This is a genomic window from Micromonospora sp. A202 (assembly GCF_006715105.1).
Taxonomy (GTDB): Bacteria; Actinomycetota; Actinomycetes; order Mycobacteriales; family Micromonosporaceae; genus Micromonospora; species Micromonospora zamorensis.
Window position 1 is genome coordinate 3,407,582 of record NZ_VFMP01000001.1, and the last position, 22,825, is coordinate 3,430,406.

The following is a 22,825-nucleotide window of genomic DNA, read 5'->3' on the forward strand; positions in this document are numbered from 1 at the left end:
TCATCCAAACCCAGAGGAGATCCGTCCCGTGCCCGACCTGTCCAAGCTGCCACCCGACTTCCTCTGGGGCGTCGCCACGGCGGCGTACCAGATCGAGGGGGCCGTCGACGTCGACGGCCGGGCACCGTCCATCTGGGACACCTTCTCGGCGACCCCAGGCAACGTCGACAACGGCGACACCGGCGCGGTGGCCTGCGACCACTACCACCGGTGGCCCGAGGACTTCGCGTTGCTGCGCCGGCTCGGCGTGGACGCGTACCGTTTCTCGGTGGCCTGGCCCCGGGTGATGCCCGACGGTGTCGGGCGGGTCAACCCCGCCGGGCTGGACTTCTACGACCGGCTCGTCGACACGCTGCTCGCCGACGGGATCCGACCGTTCGTCACCCTCTACCACTGGGATCTGCCGCAGGCGTTGCAGGACCGGGGCGGTTGGCCGGAGCGGTCCACCGCCGAGGCGTTCGCCGACTACGCGGCGGTGGTGGCCGCTCGCCTCGGTGACCGGGTCGGCGACTGGAACACGGTCAACGAGCCGCTCTGCGTGTGCTGGATCGGGCACCTGGAGGGGCGGATGGCCCCCGGCGAGCGGGACCTCACCCGCGCGGTGCACGCCTCGCACCACGTGCTGCTCGGGCACGGGCTGGCCACTCAGGCGATCCGCGCCAACGCCGCACGGCCGGCCTCGGTGGGCCTGGTGCTCAACCTCAGCCCGATCGAGGCGGCCACCGACCGGCCCGAGGACGTCGCGGCTGCCCGCCGGGCGGACGGGCACGTCAACCGGTGGTGGCTGGACCCGATCCACGGAAGGGGCTACCCCGCCGACATGATCGCCACCTACGGCGTCGAGCCACCGGTACGCGGCGACGACCTCGCGGTGATCGCCACGCCCACCGACTTCCTCGGGGTGAACTACTACTTCCGTCAACTGGTGGTCGACGACCCGACCGGCGCGGCACCGTACGCCCGGCAGGTGCCGGTGCCCGGCTCGGTGGAGACCGCGATGGGCTGGGAGATGTACCCGGCGGGGCTGGAGCGGCTGCTGGTCGACGTGCACGAGGAGTACCAGCCCGGTCGGATCATCGTCACCGAGAGCGGTTCGGCCTGGCCGGACGAGGTCACCGCGGACGGCAGGGTGGAGGACAAGGAGCGCACCGACCACCTGGAGCAGCACCTGGCGGCGTGCGCGTCGGCGGTGGCCCGGGGTGTGCCGCTGGACGGCTACTTCGTCTGGTCGCTGCTGGACAACTTCGAGTGGGCGTACGGCTATGACAAGCGCTTCGGGTTGGTGCACGTCGACTACCCGACCCAGACCCGGACGATGAAGGCGAGCGGCCTGCGTTACGCCGAGCTGATCCGCGCGCACCAGCGTCTCGCCCGCACGACCGGGACGGCCGCACCGGTGGCCTGATCGGGGGCGGTGCGGTCGGCCGCCCGGGGTAACCCGGGCGGCCGTTCCCGTTCCGATCGGACGAAACCGCCACCGGCCGCCACGCCCGGTGGCTAGCCTGCGGCAATGTCCGCAGCACCCGACGAGGCCGAGCAGCCCGACGCCGGAGCGCAGGTGTCCGGCATCGACCGGATGACGGCGTTCAGCGACGGCGTCTTCGCCATCGTCATCACCCTGCTGGTCATCGAGTTGCGGGTGCCGGAATACCACGAGGGCGAGCTGCTGACCGGCCTGCTCGGCGAGGGCGCCTCCTACCTGGCCTTCGTGGTGTCCTTCGTCTACGTCGGGGTGCTCTGGCTCAACCACCACGCGCTGCTGCGGTTGATCCGCGGCACCACGCTCACACTGAGTTGGATCAACCTCGGCGTGCTCTTCGGTGCGGTGATCATTCCGTTCCCCACGGCGGTGCTGGCGTCGGCGTTCACCCACGGCGACACCGACGACCAGCGCGCGGCCGTTGCCCTGTACGCGCTGTCCGCCGCGCTGATGTCGGCCCCCTGGCTGATGTTCTTCGGCTACCTGCACCGGCACCCGGCGCTGCTGAGGCGTGGGGTCAGCCCCGAGTACGCGCGCACGCAGCGGCTGCGACCGGTCACCGGCCTGGTGCTCTACGGGCTCAGCGGTCTGCTCGGCTGGTTCGTTAACCCGCTGCTGGGCCTGATCGGCGTCATCGTCATGATCACCTATCACGCGGTGACCAGCGAGGGGTTGCCCCACTGGCTCACCCGTCGCTGAGGGCGCGCAGCCGCAGCAGGTCGGCCGGGGTGTCCACGTCGAGCGGTGCGCCGACGTCGTCGCAGGGCACCTCGACCACCAGGTCCGGCCGGTCGCGCAGCAGGTCGCGGGCACCCCGGTCGCCGACGGCGTACCGGTCCAGCAGCGGCCAGGTCTCCCGAGCCAGGAGGACCGGGTGCCCCGGCCGACCGGCGTAGGTGGCGACCGCGACGAGCGCACCGCCGGCGTACGCGGCCCGCACCCGGCGGACCGCGGCCGGGCTGAGCAGCGGCTGGTCGACGAGGACCACGACCGCGGCCGGTACGTCGGCCGGCAGGGAGGCCAGGCCCCGGCGCAGCGACGATCCCAGCCCTTCGGGCCAGCCGTCGTGTCGGACCGGCACCGCGCCGGGCAGATCGGGCACGTCGTCGGCGCCGGCGCCGAGCACCACGTGCACGGGTGTGCAACCGCCGTCGCGGAGCAGCGTGATCCCGCGCCGCACCAGCGGCACCCCGTCCAGATCGACCAGCGCCTTCGGACGGCCGTACCGCCGCCCCGCGCCGGCGGCCAGCAGCAGCCCAGCGGTCACCGCTATCACCCCCGTACGAACAGCTTTGCGTTATTCGCCCTCAGATGTACCCACAAAGCTAGTCTGGGCCGGTGCAGGGCGGACCCGAGAACGCGACGACGACCGACGAGCGGCACTCGTCCCGGGTGACGTTCGAGGTCAACGACTCGTCCCGCGAGATGATGCTGGACAACCGCACCACGCTGCTGGACGCGCTGCGCGAGCACCTCGACCTGACCGGGGCGAAGAAGGGCTGCGACCACGGCCAGTGCGGCTCCTGCACGGTGCTGCTGGACGGTCGCCGGGTGAAAAGCTGTCTGGTCTTCGCGGTCACACTGGACGGCCGCTCGGTGATCAGCGTCGAAGGGCTGGCCGGGCCCGACGAGCTGTCGCCGTTGCAGGCCGCGTTCATCGCCCACGACGCGTTCCAGTGCGGCTACTGCACGCCCGGGCAGCTCTGCTCCGCCCGCGGGATGCTGGACGAGGTCGCCCGAGGCTGGCCCAGCGCCGTCACCGACGACCTGAGCGCACCGGCCGAGCTGACCGACGCGGAGATCCGGGAACGGATGGCCGGCAACCTGTGCCGGTGTGCCGCGTACCCGCACATCGTCGCGGCCGTGCGCGAGACGGCGGCGTCCTCGTGAGGGCGTTCCGCTACCACCGGCCCGCCGACGTGGCGGAGGCGGTCGCCGTGCTGGCGGCCGAGCCGCAGGCCGCGTACCTGGGCGGCGGGACGAACCTGGTGGACCTGATGAAACTCGGGGTGCAACGCCCCGACGTGCTGGTCGACGTGACCCGGCTCCCGCTGGACGCCGTCGAGGAGTTGCCCGACGGCGGGCTGCGGATCGGCGCGACCGTCCGCAACAGCGACCTCGCGGCCAACCCGGTGGTCCGCCAGAACTACCCGGTACTGGCCCGCGCCCTGCTCGCCGCCGCCTCCGGACAGCTGCGCAACATGGCCACCACCGGCGGCAACCTGTTGCAGCGCACCCGCTGCGTCTACTTCCAGGACACCGGCAAGGCGTGCAACAAGCGTGAACCGGGCAGCGGTTGCGCCGCCCTGCACGGTCAGAACCGCGACCTGGCGGTGCTGGACTGGTCCGAGCAGTGCGTGGCCACCCACCCGTCCGACCTGGCCGTGGCGCTGGCCGCACTCGACACTGTGGTGGAGGTGCACGAGGCCGACGGACCTCGCGACGTCCCGCTCACCGCCCTGTACCGCTCCCCCGGCACCCACCCGGAACGGGAGACCACCCTGGCCCGGGGCACGCTGATCACCGCCGTCCGGTTGCCACCGCTGCCGGCCGCGCGCCGCTCGACGTACCTCAAGGTGCGCGACCGGGCCTCGTTCGCCTTCGCCGCCGGCTCGGTGGCCGCGGTGCTGGACCTCGACGGCGACGTGGTCCGCGACGTCCGACTGGCGTACGGGGCGGTGGCGCACCGACCGTGGCGGGCGTACCGGGCCGAGGAGGAGCTGCGGGGCCGACCGTTCAGCCCCGAGCTGGCCGCGCGGGCCGCCGACGCGGAGCTGGCCGAGGCCCGCCCGTTGCGGCACAACGGTTTCAAGGTGCCGCTGACCCGGGCCATCACCGTGCGGGCGCTCAGCGAGCTGGCGTCGTCGTGAACACCGACGCGGTCGGCCACGCGTACCCCCGGCTGGAGGGCCGCGAGAAGGTCACCGGCACGGCCCGCTACGCCGTGGAGTACCCGGTGGACGGGATCACCTACGGCTGGGCGGTGCCGTCGGCGGTGGTACGGGGCCGGATCACCCGGGTCGACACGTCGGAGGCGCTCGCGTCCCCGGGCGTGCTGGCGGTCCTGCACCACGGCAACGCGCCCCGCCTCGCGGCCGGCCCCGAGCCGGAGCTGTGGCTGTTGCAGGATCCGGCGGTGCACTACCGGGGGCAGTTCGTCGCCGTGGTGGTGGCCATCAGCCTGGAGGCGGCCCGTGAGGGCGCCCGGCTGGTCCGGATCGACTACGACGCCGCCCCGCACAGCACGGTGCTCACCGACGACCACCCCGGCCTGTACCAGCCGGACCACGTCAACCCCAGCTATCCGACGGACACCGCCGAGGGTGACTTCGACGCCGGGTACGCGGCAGCCCCGGTGCGGGTGGACGCCACGTACCGCACCCCGGCGTACCACAACAACCCGATGGAGCCGCACGCCACGACGGCGCAGTGGCACGACGGACGGCTGCTGGTGCACGACTCCAACCAGGGCGCGTCGTCGGTGCGGGGCACCCTCGCAGAGCTGTTCGAGGTGTCCCCGGAGTCGGTGCGGGTCGTCACCGAACACGTCGGTGGCGGTTTCGGCAGCAAGGGGTACGCCAAGGCCGCTGTGGTGCTGACCGCCCTCGCGGCCCGGCACGTGGACCGACCGGTCAAACTGGCGCTGACCCGCCAACAGCTCTTCGGGCCGGTCGGCTACCGCACCCCCACCATCCAGCGGGTCCGCCTCGCCGCCGACGCCGACGGGCGACTCACCGCCATCTGCCACGACGCGATCAGCCAGACGTCGACCATCCGCGAGTTCGCCGAGCAGACGGCCGTCTACACCCGCAGCATGTACGCCGCACCCCACCGCCGCACCACCCACCGGCTGGTCCGCCTCGACGTGCCCACGCCGTTCTGGATGCGCGCCCCCGGTGAGTGCCCCGGCGCGTACGCCCTGGAGTCGGCGATGGACGAGCTGGCCATCGCCGTCGGCATCGACCCGGTTGAGCTGCGCATCCGCAACGACACGGAGGTCGACCCCGACCAGGGGCGGCCGTTCACCAGCCGCAACCTGGTGGCCTGCCTGCGCGAGGGTGCGCAGCGGTTCGGCTGGACGGACCGGGACCCGACGCCCCGCGCCCGGCGCGACGGTCGGTGGCTGATCGGCACGGGGGTGGCCGGGTCGAGCTACCCGGCCCGCGCCAGGCCGTCGTCGGCCAGGGCCATCGCCCGGCCCGACGGGAGCTTCCTGGTCCAGATCAACGCCACCGACATCGGCACCGGCGCCCGGACGGCGATCTGGCAGGTGGCCGCCGACGCGCTCGGGGCGCCACCGGAGCGGGTGGAGATCCAGATCGGCGACACCGCCCTGCCGACTGCGCCGGTTGCCGGGGGCTCGATGGGCACCGCCAGTTGGAGCTGGGCGGTGATCCGGGCGGCTCAGGCGCTGCGCGACAAGCTGCGGGACACCCCGGGCGGGGTGCCGACGGACGAGGTGTCCGCCGATGCCGACACCACCGACGAGGTGGGCGGCCAGCCGGAACTACCCCGGTACGCGTACGGGGCGCAGTTCGCCGAGGTGAGGGTGGACGGGGACACCGGCGAGGTACGGCTGAACCGGATGCTCGGCGTGTTCGCGGCCGGCCGGGTGGTGAACCCGACGACGGCGCGCAGCCAACTCATCGGCGGCATGACGATGGGACTGTCGATGGCCCTGCACGAGGAGGGACTGCTCGACGAGCGGTACGGCGACTGGGTCAACCACGACCTGGCCACCTATCACATCACCGGCTGCGCGGACGTGGAGTCCGTCGAGGCGTACTGGCTCGACGAGCACGACGACGAGCTGAACCCGGCCGGCGTGAAGGGCATCGGTGAGATCGGCATCGTCGGGGCGGCGGCGGCGATCGCCAACGCGGTGCACCACGCCACCGGGGTACGGGTCCGGGACCTGCCGATCCGGTTGGACAAACTCGTAGGCGCATCAGCCTAGGCTTAAATAAGCCAGTGGTGATATAAAGGTCGTCGTGCACGCCTTCGACGTGCTGGGCGATCCGGTCCGGCGCCGCATCCTGGAGCTGCTCGCCGACGGCGAGCAGACCGCCGGCGCGGTCAGCGCGGTCATCCGCGACGAGTTCGGCATCTCCCAACCTGCCGTGTCCCAGCACCTCAAGGTGTTACGGGACAACGGCTTCGCCACCGTGCGGCCGGAGGGCACCCGGCGGTTGTACGCGGTCGACCCGCGCCCGCTGCGCGAGGTCGACGGCTGGTTGGAGCACTTCCGCCGGTTCTGGACCCCACCCCTGGCGGCACTCGCCACCGAGCTGGCCCGGGGCCGACGCGAGCGTCGGCTGCGTGGGCCCGCCGACCCACCCGACGAGAGGAACACCTGATGTTCGACGCGACCGAGCAGATCAACGCCGTGCAGCGGAAGGTCGGCAGCCGCACCCTGGAGGCCGGTGAGGCTCGGGTGACCACGATCAGCCAGACCTACCAGGCGACCGCCGAGGACCTGTGGGACGCCTGCACCAGCGCCGAGCGCATCCCGCGCTGGTTCCTGCCGATCACCGGTGACCTGCGGCTGGGCGGCACGTACCAGCTCCAGGGCAACGCCGGCGGCACCGTGGAAAGCTGCGAGCCGCCGCGCCGCTTCACCGCCACCTGGGAGATGGGCGGCGAGGTGAGCTGGATCGAGGTGCGGGTCACCCCGGTCGGCGACGAGCGAGCCCGCCTCGACCTGGACCACATCGCGCACGTCGACCAGGACCGGTGGGCCCAGTTCGGGCCGGGCGCGGTCGGCGTCGGCTGGGACCTCGGGCTGCTCGGCCTCGCCTCGCACCTGGCCGGCGACGGCAGCGGGATCACCCCGGAGCAGGGCGCCGAGTGGACCGCCTCCGCCGAGGGACGGCGGGCCATGGAGCTGAGCAGCCACCTGTGGGGTGAGGCGAGCATCGCCGCCGGCACCGACGCCGACGAGGCGAAGGCCGCCGCCGAGCGCACCACCGCCTTCTACACCGGCGCCCCGCAGGCCTGAGCGCGGGCGGCGGCGCGGCAGCGAGAGCGGCGACCGGGGTAACGTGCTGCGGATGACCGGCACGCCGTACTCGCACTGCTCCTACTGCGGCGCCGCCTACCCGCCGGCCGCCGGATGGCCGCGGGTCTGCGCGGCCTGCGGCGAGACCGTCTGGCGCAACCCCCTGCCCGTGGCGGTCGCGGTGCTGCCGGTCCGCACGGCCGAGGGCCTGGGCGTGGTGGTCGTCCGCCGGGACATCGAGCCGGCCCGCGGCCTGCTCGCGTTGCCCGGCGGCTTCATCGAGTACGGCGAGGAGTGGTCCGATGCCCTCGTCCGTGAGCTGCGGGAGGAAACCGGCCTGGTCGCCGCGGCCGAGGACGCGCGACTGTTCGCGGTGCACGGCGCCCCGGCGGGCGGCACGATGATGATCTTCGGGGTGCTGCCGGAGCGATCGGCCGAGGATCTGCCACCGTCGACGCCGACCGAGGAGGCGACCGAGTGGCTGGTGCTCACCGACCCGGTGGAGCTGGCGTTCTCCACCCACACACGGGTCCTGGCCGAGTTCCTGACCGGCACCCCCTGAGTCACCGACGCTGCGCCGGGTCGTCCGACACGTTCGTGGGGGATGATGAGGACATGGTGCAGGCGTTCGCAGCCCACCCGCCCTGCGCGGTGTGCGGCCGACCCGCGACACACGTCGAACTCGTCGCCCCCGGTGGCAAGCCCGCCGACTGGGCCGACCGCTCAGCGCAGGAACGCGACGTGTTCGACGCCGCCCGACAGCGTCATGGCGACCAGCAGTGGTGGCTGATCTTCTCCGGCATCGAGGCCGGCAATGGCACCGGCGACCCGGTCGATCTGGCGAGAGCGACGCGGATCGCCGCCGCCTTCACCGAGCCGTACCGGTTCGCCGCCGTGACGACTGCCGGCTTCTACGATGACGCTGGCTTCTGCGGCCCCTGCGACGCACCGTACTGCCACCGCCACTGGAACGTCTCCAGCACCGGATACGGCACCTGCCCACACGGCCACGGCAAGAGCCTCGATCCATTCTGGTGGCCCGACGACCTCTGACCGTGGCCGTTGCCGCCATCAAGGGTTACGTCAATCCGCAGTATCAGCGAGCGCCGCCGCACCGCTAGGCTACGGCCTCGACATCGCATGGCTGGTAAGGGGAGACGGACATGTCGCAGGACCACGCTGAGCAGCCGTTGGGAGGTTCGGCCGCCAAGCTGGACACGACGGTGCCGCACTCGGCACGGGTGTGGAACTACTGGCTCGGCGGTAAGGACAACTTCGCCCCGGATCGCGAGGTCGGCCAACAGGTACGGGCGGTCTTCCCGGAAATCGTCGAGGCGGCCCGGTATTCGCGCGCGTTTCTCGGACGAGCCGTAACCTATCTCGCCGCGGAGGCGGGGATCCGTCAGTTCCTCGACGTCGGTACCGGCCTGCCCACGGCCGACAACACCCACCAGGTCGCCCAACGGATCACGCCGCAGGCGCGCGTCGTCTACGTCGACAACGACCCGATGGTTCTCGCGCACGCCCGGGTGCTGCTGACCAGCAGCCAGGAGGGTGCCACCCAGTATGTCGACGCCGACCTGCGCGACCCGGAGAGGATCGTCCAGGACGCTCGGGACACACTGGACTTCGGTGCGCCGATCGCGCTGATGCTGCTGGGCGTCATGGGTCACGTCGAGAAGCCGGCTGAGGCGCGGGCCATCGTCGACGCTCTGGTCTCGTCCCTACCGCCGGGCAGCTTCCTGGCGATGTCCGACGGTACGGCTACCAGCGAGCGGGTCATCGAGTCGCATCGGCAGTACAACGAAAGCGGTGCTCTGCCGTACCACCTGCGTGCGGTCGCGGACTTCACGGCGTTCTTCGACGGCCTCGACCTCGTCAAGCCGGGTGTCGTGCCGCTGGGGCACTGGCGGACTGACAGCAGGCCCCCGGCCATGGTGGACGGCTACTGCGGGGTCGCCCGCGTGCTCTGACGCCTCTTCACCCCGTACGCCGTTCGGCGGGTCGCTTGAAGGTTGGTTGCTGGCGTCGGCCATGACCAGTTCCCCGACGCGCCTCTAGGTAGCCTGCGCGTCGCCCGGCACCTCTGTGATCGGCAGCAGGACCCGGAACGTGGTCCGTCCGGGCTCGGTCTCCACCCGAATGTCGCCGTGGTGCTTGTGCACCACAATTCGGTACGAGATGTCCAGCCCCAGGCCGGTGCCCGCGCCGACCGGCTTGGTGGTGAAGAACGGCTCGAAGATGCGCGGACGCACCTCGGGCGGGATACCCGGGCCGGTGTCGGTGACCTCCACCGCCAGCGAGTCACCGACACGTCCGGTGTGGACGGTCAGCACGCCCTTCTCCCCCATCGCGCCCAACGCGTTGTCGATCAGGTTGGTCCACACCTGGTTCAGCTCGGCCGCGTACGCCGGGATGGGCGGGATGCCGCGGTCGTACTCGCGGACCAGCTTGACCTCGGCGGGGATCTTCCCCTTGAACATCACCAGCGTGGCGTCGAGCAGGTCGTGCACGTCCACCACCCGGTGCGGCGCGCGGTCCAGCTGCGAATACTGCTTGGCGGCGCCCACCAGGCCGGAGATCCGGGTGACCGCGTCACCAATCTCGCGCATCAGCAGCTCGGTGTCGACCGCGTAGGTGAGCCACCGCACCGCCGCCTCCAGGTCGGCGGATCCGACCGCAGCCTTCACCTCCGTCAGCCAGGCCGTGTCGAGCCCGCCCCCGACCAGGATCGGCGCCAGGTCCCAGGCGCCGCCGACGCCGTGCTCCTCCAACCAGTCGGTCAGGGTGTCCTCGGCGTCGGCCGTGGCCATCGGGGTCAACTTCGGCGCGGTGGCAACCCGGGCGACAGCCTCCTCCTGCAACGCGACGAGACCGTGCAGGGCCCTGCCGTCGAGCCGCCCGTCGGCGATCATCGCGAGCTTGTGCCGCATCCCGGCGACCCGGTCGCGCAGCACCGAGGTGGCCCGCACCGCCGCCGCCGCCGGGTTGTTCAGCTCGTGGGTCAGACCCGCCGAGAGCGAACCGAGCGCCAGCAGCCGCTCCCGTTCACCGACGATGGTCTGGGAGTCCCGCATACCGAAGAACAACCCCTCCAACAGGTGCATCGGCATCGGGAACCAGGACCGCAGGGCGTGCGCGAAATCCTCCGCCGGCAACACGAAGAAGTCCGCGTCGGTCACCGCCCGCAGGCTGTTGCGGTAGACCTGGTCGACCTGGTCGCCGAGGTACGCCTGGACAGCTCCGCCGTACACGCCGCGCTGGTCGGTGCGGCTGACCTCGACGTCGTCACCACGCACCTGCCGACTCAGCGCCACCGCGCCGCGCACCAACACGAAAAAGCAGGTCGCGGGCTCGCCCTCGGCGTACACGAGGGTGCCCCCGGCGCGCTGCTCGACCCGGCCGCGCTCGGCCAACCAATCGAGCTGGCCGTCGTCCAGGGCCTCGAACAGGAACAGGGTACGCAGCTGCGCGGGTGTCAGCCGATCAGACTCCATGGTCATTGGGCCTCCAGGTAGCGGTGCACGAGCGAGACGGCCATCGCACCCTCGCCGACGGCCGATGCGACCCGCTTGACCGACTCGGCGCGCACGTCACCTGCGGCGAACACCCCCGGCACGCTGGTCTCCAGGTGGTACGGGTCGCGCGACAGCGACCAGCCCGCCGGCCGTCGTCCGCCGGCGAGCAGATCCGGGCCGGTGACGATGAAGCCGCGCGGGTCGCGGACCAGCACCCCGTCCAGCCAGTCGGTGCGCGGCTCCGCACCGATGAAGATGAACAGCCAGGACGTGTCGACCGAACGGGACTCCCCGGTCCACGTGTCGCAGAGGGTGAGCCGTTCCAGGTGGTCCTCCCCGGACCCACCGACCACGGCGGTGTGCGGGTGCACGATGATCCGGTCGATCCGTTCCAACTGGTCGATCAGGTAACGCGACATCGAGGCGGTCAGGTCCGCGCCGCGGATCAGCAGGTGCACCTTCGACGCGTACCGGGAGAAGTGCACCGCCGCCTGCCCGGCGGAGTTGGCCCCGCCGACGATGTAGACCTCCTGCTCGACGCAGCTCGGCGCCTCGGTGGCGGCCGCACCGTAGAACACCCCCCGGCCGGTGAAGTCGGCCAGCCCGGGGGCATCGAGCACCCGGTACGACACGCCGGTGGCCAGCACCACTGTGTGCGCCGCGATCTCGGTGCCGTCGCCGAAGCGCAGCAGCCGGGCTCCCCCGGCCTCACTGAGACCGACGACCTCCCGGGCACTGAGCAGCTCGGCGCCGAACTTCACCGCCTGCCGCCGGGCCCGATCGGTCAACTGCGCGCCGGAGACGCCGTCCGGGAAGCCCAGGTAGTTCTCGATCCGGCTGCTCTGCCCGGCCTGACCACCGGTGGCCCGCCGCTCGACGAGCACGGTCCGCAGCCCCTCCGACGCGCCGTACACCGCCGAGCCGAGGCCGGCCGGACCACCGCCGATCACCACCAGGTCGTAGAAGTCGCACGCCGGCACCACTGTCAACCCGGCCAGCGCGGCCAGCTCGGTTTCGTTGGGGGCGATCAGCGCCTTGCCCTCGGGGGTCACCACCAGCGGTACGTCCGCCTCGGTGGCACCGGCCGCGTCGAGCAGGCGGACGCCCTCCGGGTCGTCCGACAGCAGCCAGCGGTACGGCACCAGGTTGCGGGCGAGGAAGTCGCGGACCTTGAACGACGGCGCCGACCAGCGGTGCCCGACGACCCGGATCTCGGCGCTGGCCGCGTCGGGGGTGACCGCCCACGCCTCCAACAGCCCGTCCACCACCGGGTACAGCTTCTCCTCCGGCGGATGCCACGGCTTGAGCAGGTAGTGGTCCAGGTCGACCACGTTGATGGCCTCGATCGCGGCGTCGGTGTCCGCGTACGCGGTGAGCAGGACCCGGCGGGCGGCCGGGAAGATGTCCATCGCCGCCTCGAGGAACTCCACCCCGGTCATCTCCGGCATCCGGTGGTCGGCCAGCAGCAGCGCCACCTGTTCGCCGCGCAGTTTGACCTCTCGCAGCGCGTCCAGCGCCTCCGGCCCGGAGGAGGCCCGCAGCACCCGGTAGCGGTCGCCGTAGCGGCGCCGGACGTCCCGGGCCACCGCCCGGGACACCACGGGGTCGTCGTCGACGGTCAGGATCACCGGGTTCGCCATGGCGCCATGAAACCACCTGGCACGGGTCGACCGCACCAAGGCGTGAGCTCCACCGCACGCTTGACCGGCCCGGGACCGGGTAAGCCGGTGAGCCGTACGGGCGCCCGAACACCGGCGACCCGCCCGGTTGCCGTGCACACCTCGGGGGGCCCATGGCGGACGCGACACCGACCGGACCGACGATGTCGGGCGCGATAGTGGAGCTGCGGGTGCACGGCGTCTCCGGCGCGGGGGCGGACCAGGTGCTGGACCGGCCGTACGTGCACCAGGTCGCCGGGGACCGCAGCGGAGGGTTCTACCGACCGCGCCCCGGTTATCCGGACTCGACAGGGACGGACGGGGTGACGCTGGAGGCGTACCGCTGGAGCGACCTGCCGTCCGGCACGGCCGTGCGGACGCTGTCGTTGGTGTTCCTGTTGCCGTTCATGCTCTGCAACGTCGCGCTCTGGATGCGCCCGGCGAACACCGCTTCGAAGCTCGGCTTCATGGCGCTGTGCCGGGTGCTCGCCCTCACCCTCACCATGCTCTACGTGCTCTCCATCGTCGGGGTGGCGTTGGACCTGGTCGCCTGGCGCTGCATGGACACCCCGTCGTGCCTGGCCGGGCGGAGCTGGCTGTCCTGGCTCGGCGGACGCCCGACCGGGCTGCGCCTGGGTGTGCTGGCGTTGGTGCCGGTCGCCGCCATCGGGTTGGTCTGGTGGCTCGGCGCGCGCCCGGGCCACTCGTTCGACGCGTTCCGGACCCCGTCGACCCCGACCTCGAAGCACCAGTTGAGCGCGGTCGGCCAGTGGGACGGTGAGCCACTGGTGGGTCGGCTGCGCTCGGTCCACGTCGCGGCGGCGTTCGCCACCCTCGACGGCAGCCTGCTGGCCGCCCGTGCCAGCCAGCACCGCTCGTGGGTGATGGTGATCCTGCTGGCGGCCACCGGGGCGGTGCTGCTGACCTGCCTGGTCCTGCTCACCGTGGTGCCGAGCATCGACCGGACCGACCCGGCGCCCCGGGTGGACGCCTTCTTCCGCGGGCTACGCACGATCGCCTGCGGTGTGACGGTCCTGGTTATCGTTCACGTCGTCATCAGTCCGGCCCCGTGGCCGCAGGGCCGCGCGCTGCCGGGTTACGGCGCGATGGTGGCCTGGCTGTTCGTCAGCCAGATGATGCTGGTGACCGCCCTCGCCGCGCTGGTGATCTGGCGGCGGGGCGGCGGGCAGCGCGGGGCGCCGCTGCGTTCGTTGGGTGCGCCGGTCTTCGTCACGATCGCGGCCGGACTCGCCGTGGCGTTCTCCGCCGAGCTGGTCTACCGGGTGGCGGACCTGCTTGATCGTGAGGGGACGACCGCGGACGGCCTGGAGACCAGCCCTCCCCTGCCGTACAAGTGGGCGATCTTCGGGTTTTTCATGGCGGTGGTGACCGCCCTGCTGGTGGCGGCTCTGGTCACCAGGCTGACCCGGCGCGGGCGGCGGCGGGCCGCCCAGGCGATCGTGGCCGCCGACTTTCCGCACGCGCCCGCGTCGGCGGCGGACCGGCTGCGTCGGGTCGAGCAGGCGATAGCCCGGGCCCGGTTCACCGAGCGGCTGGAACCGCTCTCCGTGGTGTACGCCGGGCTGGCGGCGCTCGGCCTGTCCACCAGCGTTCTCGGCCTGCTCCAGCTCATGCCGGGCGAGCTGGCGCAGCGCTACGTCGGAGTGCCCGAGAATATGGTCAACTTCCTGATCGGGTCGGGCAGCTACGCGATCGCCGCGATCCTGCTCGGCCTGGTGATCGGCGGCCTCTTCGCCTACCGCACGGCCGGGTTCCGTCGCTACGTGGGTGTGCTCTGGGACCTGGGCACGTTCTGGCCCCGGGCGGCACACCCGTTCGCGCCGCCCTGCTATGCCGAGCGGGCCGTGCCGGAGTTGGCCAAGCGGATCTCCTACCTGGTGGAACAGGGTCACGGCGTGCTGCTGGCCGGGCACAGCCACGGCTCGGTGCTGCTCGCCGCCACCGTGCTGCAACTGCCCACCCGGATCACCGACCGGGTCGCCCTGCTGACCTACGGGTCACCACTGGGTCGGCTGTACTCGCGGCTGTTCCCGGCGTACGCCGACGAGCCGGCGCTGCGGGAGATCGGCGAGCGGGTCGGCTGGCGCTGGATCAACCTGTGGCGCGACACCGACCCGATCGGCGGGTGGATCTTCGCCTCCCACCGGCCCGGGGAGGCGGAGACGCTGACCGGGCCGGCGGCGATGGTGGATCGCCGGTTGGTCGACCCGGAGGATGTGGTGCCGGCGCCCAGCGACAGCGTTCCCCCACCGATCCTGGGGCACTGGCCGTGTGAGTCGCAGGATGAGTTCGCCGAGTCGGTGCGGGAGCTGACCGGGCGACTGCTCCCGGGGTGGCAGGCGACCGGCGGAGCCGGCCGGCCCGGCTGAGGCAGCGGCCGGATATCGTCGCGGGGTGAGCCCCTCCAAGCAGCCCGAACGCCGGTTGATCGCCTCGAACAAGAAGGCCCGGCACGAGTACACGGTGCTCCGGACGTACGAGGCGGGGATCGTGCTGGTCGGGACCGAGGTGAAGTCGCTGCGCGAGGGGCGGGCCTCGCTGGTGGACGCGTTCGCGCACGAACGCGACGGTGAGATCGTGCTGTACGGCCTGCACATCGCCGAGTACACCTACGGCACCTGGACCAACCACGCTCCTCGCCGCAATCGCAAGCTGCTGCTGCACCGGGCCGAGATCGACCGGATCCTGGACAAGGTCCGCGAGGGTGGGGTGACCATGGTCCCGCTGTCGATGTACTTCGAGAACGGCTACGCCAAGGTCGAGCTGGCCCTGGCCAAGGGCAAGCGCTCCTACGACAAGCGGCAGACGCTGGCCGAGCGCGACGCCAACCGCGAGATCGCCCGCGAGCTGGGCCGGCACCTCAAGGGCCACCCCCGCCGGCCCTGACCTCCACCCTTCTCGCTAGCGGCCGATCTTGTCCAGCTCGGCGAGGTCGTCGTCGGAGAGGGGCAGTGCGGCGCCCGCGATGTTCTCGCGCAGGTGCGTCGTGGACGAGGTGCCCGGGATCAGCAGGATGTTCGGCGAACGCCGCAGCAGCCAGGCCAGGGCGACCGACATCGGTGCCGCCTCCAGCCGAGCGGCCACGGTCGAGAGCACCGAGGACTGCAGGGGGCTGAAGCCGCCGAGCGGAAAGAACGGCACATAGGCGATGCCCTGCTCGGCGAGCGCGTCGATCAGCTCGTCGTCCTGACGGTGCGCGAGGTTGTACATGTTCTGCACGCACACGATCGGCGCGATGGCCTGCGCCTCGGCGACCTGTTCCGGCGTCGCGTTGCTCACTCCGAGGTGCCGGATCAGGCCCTGCTGCTGAAGGCCGACGAGTATCTCGAACGCCTCGGCGACCGAACCGGGCTGCGGGCCCGCGGCATCGCCGAGCCGGAGGTTGACAAGGTCGAGCACGTCGAGGCCGAGTGTCTCGAGGTTCTCGTGCACGGACCGGCGCAGGCTCTCCGGATCACGGGCCGGTGGCCAGCCGCCCTGCTGGTCGCGGTTCGCGCCGACCTTGGTCACGATGTGCAGCGAATCGGGGTACGGGTGCAGCGCTTCCCGGATCAGCTGGTTGGTGACATGCGGCCCGTAGGCCTCAGAGGTGTCGATGTGGGTGATGCCGAACTCGACGGCCGCGCGAAGGACGGCGAGTGCCCCGCCGTGATCGGCCGGCGGTCCCATGACCCAGGGGCCGGCCAGCTGCATGGCGCCGTAGCCGAACCGGGTGACCGGCAGGTCTCCCAGCGTCCAGGTGCCGCCGGGAAGGGAGGTGGAGACCATGTTCGTACCTCTGGCTTTCGTGTCGCACTGAGCGGTGCTGGTGCATCGTCTACCTGCTCCACTATCGGGGTGTAACTTCACGATGGGAAGTAGGCACCTGAAGGTGCGTAACGCCCCCAGCGGCGGGAGGAGCGGTCCGATGACAACGACGACGGCGGCGCGGAAGAGGGATCAGGCCAAGGCGGAATATGACGCCTTCCTGGCGCAGTGTCCGAGCCGCAAGCTGCTCGACCGCATCGCGGACAAGTGGGTCACGTTGGTTCTGGCCGCGCTCCGCAGTGACGGTTCGCACCAGTTCGGCGCCGACTGCGCCGGCGAGCCGCGGCCGATGCGGTACTCGGAGCTGTCGCGCCTCCTGGCCGGGGTCAGTCAGAAGATGCTGACCCAGACACTGCGCTCCCTGGAACGCGACGGTCTGGTCACCCGCACCGTGGTGCCGACCGTGCCCGTCACCGTCACCTACGAGCTGACCGACCTCGGTGTCTCCCTGCACGAGGTGATACGCGGCCTGAAGGGCTGGGCCGAAACGCACATGGACGATGTGCTCGCCAACCGCGCGACGTACGACAACCAGGTCGCCTGAGCCGCTCCGCCTCCCCACGACGGAGTCACGCAACACCCGGTCGCGCACCTACGGCCGGACAAGCCCACGGGAGTACGCAGACACGGCGCGGTCCGCCCTTTCGCGCTCGCAGATGCGGCAGCTAGGGTGAGCCGGTGACGATGTTCCGGATCGGTGAGGCGGCCGACCTGCTCGGCGTCAGCAGCGACACCATTCGCCGCTGGGTCGATGCCGGGCGGCTGACGGCCGGGCGCGACGAGCACGGCCACCGGGTGATCGACGGGGTCGACCTGGCCGCGTTCGCCCGCGCCCAGGCCGCCGACCCGGACGCGGGCGCCGAGTTCTCCTCGGCCCGCAACCGGCTGCGCGGCATCGTCGTCGACGTCCGCAAGGACACGGTGATGGCCCAGGTCGACATCCAGGCCGGCCCGTTCCGCGTCGTGTCGCTGATGAGCCGGGAGGCGGTCGACGAGCTCGATCTGCGGGTCGGCTCGATGGCCGTCGCGGTGATCAAGTCGACCACGGTCGTGGTGGAGCGGGCCGCACCCGCCCCGAGCAGGGGAAGGTCGGGCGGATGAGCGCGCGGGCGACGCGTACGGCGATGGCCGTGGTCATGGCGCTGACCGTCGCCGGCTGCGGCGCGGGCGACGACCGGGCCTCCGGCGGCGCCGCGGACGGTCGGGGCACCGGCGCGGTGACGGTGTTCGCGGCCGCCTCGCTGACCGAGTCGTTCCGCCGGATCGGCAAGGACTTCGAGGCCGCCAATCCCGGCAGCACCGTGACCCTCAATGTCGCGGGCAGCTCAGCCCTGGCCAACCAGATCAACCAGGGTGCGCCGGCGGACGTGTTCGCCTCCGCCGCCCCGGCGAACATGGCCACGGTCACCGAGGCGGGCAACGCCGACGGCACGCCGACCACCTTCGCCCGCAACCAGTTGGTCATCGCGGTGCCCCGGGGCAACCCGGGAGGCGTGACCGGGCTGGCTGACCTGAGCAGGCCGGGCGTGAAGGTGGCGCTCTGCGCCAACCAGGTGCCCTGCGGTGCGGCGGCCCGCACCGCCCTGGACACGGCCGGCGTCGCGCTGACGCCGGTCACCCTGGAGCAGGACGTCAAGGGTGCGCTCGCCAAGGTGAAGCTCGGTGAGGTCGACGCGGCCCTGGTCTACCGCACCGACGCGCGAGCGGCGAGCGCCGACGTGACCGGGGTGGAGTTTCCCGAGTCGGCGCGGGCGGTCAACGACTACCCGATCGTCGCGCTGAAGGACGCGCCGAATCCGGCCGGCGCGCGGGCCTTCGTCGCGTACGTCCGCTCGGCGCCGGCGCAGGCGGTCCTCGCCGAGGCCGGTTTCCAGGCGCCATGAGCCAGCTCCTTGAGCACGCCGCGCCCCGACGGCGGGGGCGGGTGCCGATCGCGCTGCTGATCCCCGCCGGGTTGGGGCTGCTCTTCCTCGTCCTGCCGTTGGCCGGGCTGGTGATCCGGGCACCGTGGACCACGCTGCCGCAGCGGCTCACCGAGCCGGGCGCGCTGACCGCTCTGCGGCTGTCGGTGCAGACCGCGACCCTGGCCACAGTGCTCTGCCTGCTGCTCGGGGTGCCCCTCGCCTGGGTGCTGGCCCGGGTCGAGTTCCCCGGCCGTCGACTGGTCCGCGCGCTGGTCACCGTGCCGCTGGTGCTGCCGCCGGTGGTCGGTGGGGTGGCGCTGTTGCTGGTCTTCGGTCGGCGTGGGCTGCTCGGCGGCTGGCTCGACGCCACGTTCGGCATCACCCTGCCGTTCACCACCGCGGGTGTCGTGTTGGCCGAGTCGTTCGTGGCCATGCCGTTCCTGGTCATCGCCGTGGAGGGTGCGCTGCGCGCCGCCGACCACCGCTTCGAGGAGGCCGCCGCGACACTGGGCGCGAGCCGATGGACCACCTTCACCCATGTCACGCTGCCCCTGGTGGCGCCCGGGTTGGCCGCCGGCGCGGTGCTCTGCTGGGCCCGGGCCCTCGGCGAGTTCGGCGCCACCATCACCTTCGCCGGCAACTATCCCGGGCGTACGCAGACCATGCCGTTGGCCGTCTACCTGGCGTTGGAGACCGACCTGGAGTCCGCGATCGTCCTCAGCCTGGTGCTGCTCGTCGTGTCGGTGGGCATCCTGGTGGCGTTGCGCGACCGGTGGATGAGCAGCGCATGAGCAATGCACTGCTGGACGCCCGGCTCGTCGTCGACCGGGGCGCCTTCCAGCTCGACGTGCCGCTGCGGGTCGCGCCCGGCGAGGTGGTCGCGTTGCTCGGCCCGAACGGCGCCGGCAAGACCACCGCGCTGCGCGCGCTGGCGGGGCTGCATCCGCTCACCGCCGGTCACGTCACGCTCGACGCCACCGACCTGGACCGCCCGGCGACGCGCGGCTGGGTGCCCACCGAGCGCCGGCCGATCGGTGTGGTCTTCCAGGACTACCTGCTGTTTCCCCATCTCAGCGCACTGGACAACGTGGCCTTCGGGCCTCGCCGGCACGGCGTCGACCGGAAGACCGCCCGGGCCACGGCCCGGCACTGGCTCGACCGGGTGGGGCTGGACGCCCAGGCGCACCGCCGCCCCCGACAGCTCTCCGGTGGTCAGGCGCAGCGGGTGGCGTTGGCTCGCGCGTTGGCCGTCGCGCCATCGCTGCTGCTGCTGGACGAGCCGCTCGCCGCGCTGGACGCCCGCACCCGACTGGACACCCGCGCGGAGCTGCACCGCCATCTGTCCGCGCACCCGGGCGCGACGGTGCTGGTCACCCACGACCCGCTGGACGCCCTCGCGCTGGCCGACCGACTGGTCATCGTCGAGGGTGGTCGCGTGGTGCAGGAGGGTGACGGGCCGAGCGTCACCGCCCGCCCGCGCACCGACTACGTCGCCCGGCTGGTCGGGCTCAACCTGTACCGGGGCAGGGCCGAAGGGCACGGGGTACGCGTCTCGCCGGACCTGACCCTCACCGTCGCCGACCGGTTGGACGGCGAGGCCTTCGTGGCGTTCCGTCCGGCGGCGGTGGCCCTGCACCCGTCCCGACCGGAGGGCAGCCCGCGCAACACCTGGGCGGGGACGGTGGCCGGCGTCCAGCGGCACGGCGACAACCTCCGGGTGCAGCTGGACGGGCCGATCGGGGTGGCCGCCGACGTCACGCCGGCCGCCGCCGCCCAGCTGCGACTGATTCCCGGTCAGCGAGTCTGGGTGGCGGTCAAGGCGGCCGAGACGCACGCCTACCCAGCCACCGGCTGATTGCCGGGCCGCACGGCCCCTGTCGTTTTCGTCCAAGACGCCGTCGCGGTCGTGACCTAGCGTGGAGCCGGCAGCTCGCCCGAGCGTGAGGAGAAAGCACGATGCGCAACCTGGTCTACACCGGTTTCATGTCGCTCGACGGCGTCGTGGACTCGCCCGGCGGCGGGCCTTCAGAGGAGCACCGCAGCGGCGGGTGGGTGTTCAAGGACCTCGAGTTCGTCCCGGAAGCCTGGTCGCTGAAGGGCGAGGAGCTCGCGGACACGACGGCGTTGATGTTCGGCCGTCGCAGCTACGAGGCGTTCGCGGCGGTATGGCCCGGCTCCGAGGACCACGCCGACTACAAGGAGCTGCCCAAGTACGTGGTGTCGACCTCGCTGTCCGACGACGCCATCGTCGACGGTTGGGGGCCGACCACGATCCTGCGCTCGACGGAGGACGTCGCCGCGCTCAAGGAGAGCGAAGGCGGAGCGATCTTCATCCACGGGAGCGCGGAGCTGGCTCGGCGGCTGTCCGACGCGGGCCTGATCGACCAGTACAACCTGCTCGTCTTCCCCGTGCTGCTCGGTGCCGGCAAGAGCCTGTTCGGCCGGGCCGACCGGGACAAGCACATGCTGTCGCTGCGGGAATCGGAGAGCTACCCGAACGGGATCCTCAAGCTGGTCTACGACGTCAAGCGGTGATCCAGGTCGAGGGCGATCGCGCCGCCGGCCCCCTCACGCAGCTGCCCGACCGTCCGGCCGACGTAGGAGCGCAGTGCCCGGGCCAGGTGCGGCTCGTCGAAGTAGTCGAGCTTGACGACGACCTCGGTGGCCGGGTCACCGGCGGCCAGCAGCTCCGCCGCTGTGCGGGCACGCTCGATCTGCCGGACGGCGCCCTGCGTCAGGCCGGTCGCAGCGCGGAACCGGCGTTCGACCGTACGCCCCGACACAGCCGGGCGGTGACCCCGCAGCACGTCGGCGACGAGCACGTCACGGACCACCACCCCGGCCCGGACGAGACGGTCGACCAGGGCCTCGGCGTCGTCGGGGAAGGGCGTCTCCCAGCGCTGGCCGTCCAGCCGGAACGTCCGACGCGTGGTGTCGGGGAGCGCGATGCCCCCGTTGGTCAACGCCGGCGCCGGCACGGCCCGCAACGAGGTGCCCACCGCGAACTCGATGCCCGTGAAGGTCGCGCCCTCCGGCACCGGCACCGGCGCCGTTGCGGTCCGGGTCTCGGGACCGGAGATGGCCGCGTACGGTAGGCCGGCCTGTTCCCAGAACACCAGGCCCCACCGCACCCCGGCGACGGATGTCATCGTCGTGACCTGTTCGCTCGTGCAGGTCCAGACGGTGTCCACCCAGGGCGAGGCAGACCCGCGCGTCGTGAACCGCAGTCCCAGTCCCACCGGCGAAGGATAGTCGCTGTGCGCCGCGTCCCCGGGGATGGCGCCGGTGACTCCGCGAAGAGGGAGGGCAGGACAGTGGAGCAGGGCACTCGCGACGAGGTGGTCGCCCGGCTGGCCGAGGCGGTCGGGGCCGTGCGGGTCGCCCACCCGACGCGGGTGGCCATCGACGGGCCGCCCGCCGCCGGCAAGACCACCCTCGCCGACGAGCTGGCCGTCGTCCTACGCGAACAGGGCCGCGACGTCATCCGGGCGACGATCGACGATTTCCTCTTTCCCCGCAGACAGCGCTACGCGCGCGGCGAGTTCTCGGCCGAAGGCTGCTACTTCGACACCCACGACCACGGGGCGTTGAACCGCGTTCTGCTGGATCCGCTCGGCCCGGACGGAGATCGAGGCTTCCAACCCACCGTCTACGACCGCACCACGGACACGGTGCTGACCCCGCCGGTGACGACCGCCCCGGTCGACGCCGTGCTGGTCTTCGACGGCGTCTTCCTCATGCGCCCGGAACTGGTTGACCGGTGGGACCTGCGCGTCCTCGTGTCGACCGCGTTCGAAGCGACAGTGGAACGTGCCGTGATCCGGGAACGTCGGGTGTCATCTCGTGCCGACGTCGAACGGCGCTGGCACGAGCGGTACATCCCCGCCCAGCGGCTCTACGTCGCCACGGCGCGCCCGGGCGATCACGCCGACATCATCGTGCACAACGACGAGCCCCAACGGCCAGGCTGGGAGAGCCACGCGCACGCTGACCGCTGAGCCGCCGCGGTCAGTCGGTGAGCAGGTCGTGGTGTGCGGCGCGCAGCCGGGCCAGCGCCGGGTCGCTGCCGGGGACGACCCGGCGATCCAGCTCGGCCCACACCTCGGCCAGCGCCACGCGGACCGCACTCAGCTCGGCGGCGTGCCGCTGGCTGCTGCGTCGGTGCTGTTCGTCGAGGCGCCGGGCCCAGCCGGCGGTGACCGTGGCCAGCCGGTCGGCGTCGGCGCGGGCCTGCGCGGCGCTGCGGGCGGCCGAGGCGGGGACGATCGCGGCGACCGGGCGGGGATCGCCGTCGCGGGTGACGACGGTGACCGCGTCGGTCAGCTCGGCCAGCGCGACGAGCTGGCTGAACCGGGTGCGCGCCTCACGCAGCGGCACGGAACGCGGCGGGTCGGGATGAGGGGTGAGCGCGGGGACGGCCATGGATGCATGGTGTCGCC

Annotated in this window: 25 protein-coding genes; 19 read left to right on the forward strand and 6 right to left on the reverse strand. The window is 72.1% G+C overall.

The window, feature by feature from the left end; translation table 11 throughout:
• The first annotated feature begins 28 nt into the window (after positions 1-28).
• Both FBZ33_RS15925 and FBZ33_RS15930 read left to right on the forward strand, forming a co-directional pair.
• On the forward strand, positions 29-1,405 hold the full coding sequence (locus FBZ33_RS15925; RefSeq protein ID WP_141909656.1) for a GH1 family beta-glucosidase: 1,377 nt from the start codon (positions 29-31) through the stop codon (positions 1,403-1,405).
• A 105-nt stretch (positions 1,406-1,510) separates the two neighbouring features.
• Complete coding sequence (locus tag FBZ33_RS15930) at positions 1,511-2,179, forward strand: TMEM175 family protein (RefSeq protein WP_141909657.1); 669 nt, start codon at positions 1,511-1,513, stop codon at positions 2,177-2,179.
• On the opposite strand, the gene FBZ33_RS15935 is transcribed toward FBZ33_RS15930, so the two are convergent.
• The gene (locus FBZ33_RS15935) at positions 2,166-2,747 is read right to left on the reverse strand and encodes an NTP transferase domain-containing protein (protein ID WP_255508891.1); all 582 of its coding nucleotides are present in this window, start codon (positions 2,745-2,747) and stop codon (positions 2,166-2,168) included. The two genes, FBZ33_RS15930 and FBZ33_RS15935, sit on opposite strands and share 14 nt — an antisense overlap.
• A gap of 71 nt (positions 2,748-2,818) precedes the next feature.
• Between FBZ33_RS15935 and FBZ33_RS15940 the strand changes: the two genes are divergently transcribed.
• From FBZ33_RS15940 to FBZ33_RS15975, 8 genes are all read left to right on the forward strand, one after another.
• Positions 2,819-3,370: a 2Fe-2S iron-sulfur cluster-binding protein gene (locus FBZ33_RS15940; protein ID WP_370453015.1), complete on the forward strand. Its 552-nt coding sequence runs from the start codon at positions 2,819-2,821 to the stop codon at positions 3,368-3,370.
• Positions 3,367-4,350 (forward strand): xanthine dehydrogenase family protein subunit M, encoded by a 984-nt coding sequence (locus FBZ33_RS15945; protein ID WP_141909658.1) that lies wholly within the window; start codon positions 3,367-3,369, stop codon positions 4,348-4,350. The genes FBZ33_RS15940 and FBZ33_RS15945 overlap by 4 nt, the downstream gene beginning before the upstream one ends.
• Complete coding sequence (locus tag FBZ33_RS15950; RefSeq protein ID WP_141909659.1) at positions 4,347-6,437, forward strand: xanthine dehydrogenase family protein molybdopterin-binding subunit; 2,091 nt, start codon at positions 4,347-4,349, stop codon at positions 6,435-6,437. The genes FBZ33_RS15945 and FBZ33_RS15950 overlap by 4 nt, the downstream gene beginning before the upstream one ends.
• A gap of 34 nt (positions 6,438-6,471) precedes the next feature.
• Complete coding sequence (locus FBZ33_RS15955) at positions 6,472-6,837, forward strand: helix-turn-helix transcriptional regulator (protein WP_088948476.1); 366 nt, start codon at positions 6,472-6,474, stop codon at positions 6,835-6,837.
• Entirely contained in the window at positions 6,837-7,478 is a 642-nt protein-coding gene (locus FBZ33_RS15960) for an SRPBCC family protein (RefSeq protein ID WP_141909660.1), read from the forward strand. The genes FBZ33_RS15955 and FBZ33_RS15960 overlap by 1 nt, the downstream gene beginning before the upstream one ends.
• A gap of 52 nt (positions 7,479-7,530) precedes the next feature.
• The gene (locus FBZ33_RS15965; RefSeq protein ID WP_141909661.1) at positions 7,531-8,040 is read left to right on the forward strand and encodes an NUDIX domain-containing protein; all 510 of its coding nucleotides are present in this window, start codon (positions 7,531-7,533) and stop codon (positions 8,038-8,040) included.
• A 53-nt stretch (positions 8,041-8,093) separates the two neighbouring features.
• Entirely contained in the window at positions 8,094-8,531 is a 438-nt protein-coding gene (locus tag FBZ33_RS15970) for a hypothetical protein (RefSeq protein ID WP_141909662.1), read from the forward strand.
• 110 nt (positions 8,532-8,641) lie between these two features.
• Positions 8,642-9,451 carry an SAM-dependent methyltransferase gene (locus FBZ33_RS15975; RefSeq protein ID WP_141909663.1) on the forward strand — a complete coding sequence of 270 codons (810 nt, stop codon included), beginning with the start codon at positions 8,642-8,644 and terminating at the stop codon, positions 9,449-9,451.
• A gap of 84 nt (positions 9,452-9,535) precedes the next feature.
• On the opposite strand, the gene FBZ33_RS33625 is transcribed toward FBZ33_RS15975, so the two are convergent.
• Entirely contained in the window at positions 9,536-10,981 is a 1,446-nt protein-coding gene (locus FBZ33_RS33625; RefSeq protein ID WP_141909664.1) for an ATP-binding protein, read from the reverse strand.
• Positions 10,978-12,636 carry an FAD-dependent oxidoreductase gene (locus tag FBZ33_RS15985; RefSeq protein WP_141909665.1) on the reverse strand — a complete coding sequence of 553 codons (1,659 nt, stop codon included), beginning with the start codon at positions 12,634-12,636 and terminating at the stop codon, positions 10,978-10,980. Before FBZ33_RS15985 ends, FBZ33_RS33625 begins: the two co-directional genes overlap by 4 nt.
• A 152-nt stretch (positions 12,637-12,788) precedes the next feature.
• On the opposite strand from FBZ33_RS15985, the gene FBZ33_RS15990 reads away from it, so the two are divergent.
• Both FBZ33_RS15990 and smpB read left to right on the forward strand, forming a co-directional pair.
• A complete protein-coding gene (locus FBZ33_RS15990) occupies positions 12,789-15,044 on the forward strand; it encodes a hypothetical protein (RefSeq protein WP_141909666.1) in 2,256 nt (751 codons plus the stop codon).
• Positions 15,045-15,069: 25 nt separating this feature from the next.
• Positions 15,070-15,561: an SsrA-binding protein SmpB gene (gene smpB / locus FBZ33_RS15995; RefSeq protein WP_088948483.1), complete on the forward strand. Its 492-nt coding sequence runs from the start codon at positions 15,070-15,072 to the stop codon at positions 15,559-15,561.
• Positions 15,562-15,576: 15 nt separating this feature from the next.
• On the opposite strand, the gene FBZ33_RS16000 is transcribed toward smpB, so the two are convergent.
• Positions 15,577-16,443 carry an aldo/keto reductase family oxidoreductase gene (locus tag FBZ33_RS16000; RefSeq protein WP_141909667.1) on the reverse strand — a complete coding sequence of 289 codons (867 nt, stop codon included), beginning with the start codon at positions 16,441-16,443 and terminating at the stop codon, positions 15,577-15,579.
• A 139-nt stretch (positions 16,444-16,582) separates the two neighbouring features.
• On the opposite strand from FBZ33_RS16000, the gene FBZ33_RS16005 reads away from it, so the two are divergent.
• The 6 genes from FBZ33_RS16005 (at position 16,583) to FBZ33_RS16030 (ending at position 20,921) form a co-directional block, all read left to right on the forward strand.
• A complete protein-coding gene (locus FBZ33_RS16005; RefSeq protein WP_141909668.1) occupies positions 16,583-17,026 on the forward strand; it encodes a helix-turn-helix domain-containing protein in 444 nt (147 codons plus the stop codon).
• Between the two features lie 134 nt (positions 17,027-17,160).
• Complete coding sequence (locus tag FBZ33_RS16010; protein ID WP_088948486.1) at positions 17,161-17,583, forward strand: molybdopterin-binding protein; 423 nt, start codon at positions 17,161-17,163, stop codon at positions 17,581-17,583.
• Positions 17,580-18,365, forward strand: coding sequence for a molybdate ABC transporter substrate-binding protein (modA, locus tag FBZ33_RS16015; protein WP_221629471.1), 786 nt, complete (start codon positions 17,580-17,582; stop codon positions 18,363-18,365). The genes FBZ33_RS16010 and modA overlap by 4 nt, the downstream gene beginning before the upstream one ends.
• Positions 18,362-19,177 carry an ABC transporter permease gene (locus FBZ33_RS16020; protein ID WP_099854125.1) on the forward strand — a complete coding sequence of 272 codons (816 nt, stop codon included), beginning with the start codon at positions 18,362-18,364 and terminating at the stop codon, positions 19,175-19,177. The genes modA and FBZ33_RS16020 overlap by 4 nt, the downstream gene beginning before the upstream one ends.
• A complete protein-coding gene (locus FBZ33_RS16025) occupies positions 19,174-20,241 on the forward strand; it encodes an ABC transporter ATP-binding protein (protein WP_141909669.1) in 1,068 nt (355 codons plus the stop codon). The genes FBZ33_RS16020 and FBZ33_RS16025 overlap by 4 nt, the downstream gene beginning before the upstream one ends.
• Positions 20,242-20,342: 101 nt before the next feature.
• Positions 20,343-20,921, forward strand: a complete 579-nt coding sequence (locus FBZ33_RS16030; RefSeq protein ID WP_141909670.1) for a dihydrofolate reductase family protein — start codon at positions 20,343-20,345, stop codon at positions 20,919-20,921.
• Here the strand turns inward: FBZ33_RS16030 and FBZ33_RS16035 are convergent.
• Positions 20,903-21,619, reverse strand: a complete 717-nt coding sequence (locus FBZ33_RS16035) for a helix-turn-helix domain-containing protein (RefSeq protein WP_141912708.1) — start codon at positions 21,617-21,619, stop codon at positions 20,903-20,905. The genes FBZ33_RS16030 and FBZ33_RS16035 overlap by 19 nt on opposite strands.
• An 81-nt stretch (positions 21,620-21,700) precedes the next feature.
• Between FBZ33_RS16035 and FBZ33_RS16040 the strand changes: the two genes are divergently transcribed.
• Positions 21,701-22,384 (forward strand): uridylate kinase, encoded by a 684-nt coding sequence (locus FBZ33_RS16040; RefSeq protein ID WP_141912710.1) that lies wholly within the window; start codon positions 21,701-21,703, stop codon positions 22,382-22,384.
• Positions 22,385-22,394: 10 nt separating this feature from the next.
• On the opposite strand, the gene FBZ33_RS16045 is transcribed toward FBZ33_RS16040, so the two are convergent.
• Complete coding sequence (locus tag FBZ33_RS16045) at positions 22,395-22,808, reverse strand: type II toxin-antitoxin system Phd/YefM family antitoxin (protein ID WP_088948492.1); 414 nt, start codon at positions 22,806-22,808, stop codon at positions 22,395-22,397.
• Positions 22,809-22,825 lie beyond the last annotated feature (17 nt).